The 2714-nt window shown below is 36.3% G+C and carries 4 protein-coding genes; all 4 read right to left on the reverse strand.

The features are described 5' to 3' along the window. A partial coding sequence (locus tag MHN01_RS23680; protein ID WP_239413808.1) for an FAD-dependent oxidoreductase occupies positions 1-592 on the reverse strand: 592 nt, incomplete at its 3' end. Then, entirely contained in the window at positions 579-929 is a 351-nt protein-coding gene (locus MHN01_RS23685) for a multidrug efflux SMR transporter (protein ID WP_239413809.1), read from the reverse strand. The genes MHN01_RS23685 and MHN01_RS23680, both read right to left, overlap by 14 nt. A 1-nt stretch (position 930) precedes the next feature. Further along, on the reverse strand, positions 931-1761 hold the full coding sequence (locus tag MHN01_RS23690; protein ID WP_239413810.1) for a TIM barrel protein: 831 nt from the start codon (positions 1759-1761) through the stop codon (positions 931-933). Continuing rightward, the gene (locus tag MHN01_RS23695; RefSeq protein WP_239413811.1) at positions 1758-2540 is read right to left on the reverse strand and encodes a pyridine nucleotide transhydrogenase; all 783 of its coding nucleotides are present in this window, start codon (positions 2538-2540) and stop codon (positions 1758-1760) included. Before MHN01_RS23695 ends, MHN01_RS23690 begins: the two co-directional genes overlap by 4 nt. Between the last annotated feature and the right edge of the window lie 174 nt (positions 2541-2714).

Genomic DNA, 2714 nt, shown 5'->3' on the forward strand with positions numbered 1-2714 from the left:
GCTCTAGTAATTGTCGCTTCTCATCATACTCCACTTTCGACACGGAATGCTCATAGAAGACTTGAACACCCGCATTTCTGATCCGATCAATCATTATTTTCTTTAGCTTTTCGGAATCAAATGCGTACTCTCTTGTAGAAAAAACAGCATCAATCAACTTTGGGTTAACCAGCTTTCTTACTTTTTCCGGAGCAACATCACATGGAGCGCCAATTCTATCGCAGAATTTCTTAAACTGATTTGCACTAACTTTTCCCAGTAGGTTTGCAGTCATATAGTACTTTTCAAAATCATTGGAAATACAGTCTTGAAATTCGTCAACAAATCGTGGAAATGAAATTCTTGAACGTAAAGCGGTTAAAATACTTCGAGGATAATGATAACCGTTATGAACTCGTGCTTGATTAACATACGACGCACGCTGCATAAGATCATTATTCATTTCGATTAGAGCGACCCGCTTACCGATCAACGCATAGAATTCGGCAATATATACGCCAAAGAAACCTCCACCAATAATAGCAATATCAAAATTCAGATATTTATCAATGTCCACTTCGCTAGTTTGGTAATCTGTATCAGCTCGTCGCAAGAATTGTTACTCCTAAAAAAATAAATCCAATTCCAAGCATATTAACCATCGTGAACTGCTCTCCAAAGAAGAGCACAGATATAAGAGCAACAGTGGCGATAGAACCACTGGTCAATATGGGATGGGCAATATTTAATGGCAATTGTTTTAATGCAACAGCATACAATACAAAGGCGATACCATATAATCCTACACCTAAGCATAATGGCCAATTAGAGAATACTGACCAAGGATCAATAAACGAAGGCATTTTCCGAGAAGGCTCTACTGCCATCTTTATTAAAGCACTAGCGGAAGCATTTGAGACTATCCCAAGAATTAGTATTATCCAGCTCATCTCATAAACCACAATTTATCGATAAAAATCGTTTCTTAGCAACGGCTATAGAAGATGCGATTTCGTGAAGTGCATTTTCCTTACAAGATGTTAGCATTTCTATTGTCATATGCTCATTGCTTAAGTGCTTATTCATTTCTGCACTTAGGTCAGGTTTATATACATCCTCATCAATTAGCGGAACAAGATTTGGCTCACTCAAATGAATATGGCCTACTTTTTTGGAGATAGACGGAATGACCTCATTGGGTCGCTCAGCATTTATACACATTGCCCCTGTATCTAACTGCATTTTGATAGATGGATGATTAATACTATCTACAACCTTTGCTGTCTCAAAACTATCCACCATAAAGTTCGCTCCATAACAACGAGGATTAGGTTCAAGACAAATTGTCACTCCATAATTACTGGCGATATTTCCGAGTTGATAAAATAACTCATTTGAAACAACATTTACTTGATCATCCGTTAGTTCCATTCTATCTCTATTCTTTGGTGAACCAAAGACAAGAAATTCCGCACCTAACGTCTCCGCAATGGAACATACTTTCTCTAAATGCTCCAGTAACGATGACTGAGACTCCTTAGAACCAAATACATTCAGCCCTTTAGTTCCATATAGCAATGATTGCATACCAATAATGGAGATGCCCTTATTATTCCACCATCTTTTTACCTTGAGCACCTCATCTTCACTTGGCAATGAACTTAAATCAAAATATTTACTCGGTGCAATATCAATGGCAGAAACACCATTCGCAATTAATAGGTCCGCAACCTCTTCATCTTGCGCAACATCCCATGCGATATTTGAAATTGAAAGCTTCACTTGCAATCCTCATCTAATGGTTCTGACTGCCGGTAAGATCTAATGACAGTTAGCGATTCTTTTGCACTGTAATGGTAATCACCCTTTCCTTCCAAGATCTCAGAAAATCGTGTTCTTACATCATATCTAGCTGGATTTTCTTGGCACTCATTTATGAAATCAATACCAAACGCCTCTGAGGCTATCGTTTCTACCTTTATAGGCTCTACAGTAAAGTGAATAATACGCTTGCCGGATTCAATTGCACAATTGATGTCAGACCACAAATTAACCATCGGATAAAACTGAAACTCTCCGCGACTATCAACCATCGATAAATTATTATTGTTTAAAAAGTCAAAAATAATATTCTTTTTTAAACCAGGGCCGACTAAACCAGGTAGTCTAATAATTATTGAGTTTTCAAAATTTGCTTCAACAAACTTTTCTAATTCTCTTCGATGAAGCCCATATGGATGAAGGTTATTTTCGTCAACAGCTGTATACTCATCAACACCTATTGGTGACTTAAATACATCAATTGTACTGATTAATACAAATCTCTTACATTTAACTTTTGCAAGGCTATTCATTAATTTTTCGATAGAGTATCTATCAGCTTCGGGCTCTTTATTCGCAAGCCATTTTTTTGCTGGAGCTCCTGCACAAACAATCGTATCAAACTCTTTACCTTCTATTGATTCTATATTCGTCGAACGATAAAGGTTATGAAAGTCAGTTTGCTTTAATAGTGTGCTACCTACAAATCCAGTATAACCGATTAAGGCATTGTAATTCATTTATTAGACCCCGTAATACGAAAAGATATTAAAGAAGTTAATATGATTTTTTTTATCAAACCACAATGCTTCAATTTTAGATTTTGATAGTAAAAAGTATTATCGTCTTTCGTTTCCATATTATGAATATCACAGAAGTGGCTATTTCTAGAATTTACTTCATGTTTAATACAG

This window comes from Photobacterium sp. OFAV2-7 (assembly GCF_022347985.1).
In the GTDB taxonomy this organism is placed as follows: Bacteria; Pseudomonadota; Gammaproteobacteria; order Enterobacterales; family Vibrionaceae; genus Photobacterium.

Bases quoted from the DNA above. Each gene is read 5' to 3' on its own strand.
- MHN01_RS23685 (WP_239413809.1), bottom strand. From the start codon at position 929: ATGAGCTGGATAATACTAATTCTTGGGATAGTCTCAAATGCTTCCGCT.
- MHN01_RS23695 (WP_239413811.1), bottom strand. From the start codon at position 2,540: ATGAATTACAATGCCTTAATCGGTTATACTGGATTTGTAGGTAGCACA.